Genomic DNA, 321 nt, shown 5'->3' on the forward strand with positions numbered 1-321 from the left:
TCCATCACGCTCGCCAAATAAAGCCAGCCTTCATCAGTGGGAATATACGTAATATCCGTCATCCACACCTCGTTTGGAGCCTCAGCAACAAACTGCTGGTTTAAAAGGTTCTCATGAACAGGCAGTTGGTGTTTGGAGTTTGTAGTTGCTTTGTATTTTTTCACGGTTCTGGACGTTAAACCAAGCTCCTTCATGATTCGCACGACCGTTTTTTCTGACACGACAACTCCTTGCTGAACCAAAGCTTTATGAATCTTCCGGCTGCCATACAAACGGCGTGAATCCAAGAAGATCCGGCGGATACGTTGTAAGAGCTTTTCC

Annotated in this window: 1 protein-coding gene; it reads right to left on the reverse strand. The window is 45.8% G+C overall.

Annotation, left to right across the window (positions count from 1 at the left end):
- Positions 1-321, reverse strand: a 321-nt coding sequence (locus E0698_RS27805) for an IS3 family transposase (protein WP_443146929.1), incomplete at both ends; no start/stop codon positions are given.

Origin of the sequence: Paenibacillus sp. 23TSA30-6, assembly GCF_014858585.1 — a bacterium.
Classification (GTDB): domain Bacteria; phylum Bacillota; class Bacilli; order Paenibacillales; family Paenibacillaceae; genus Paenibacillus.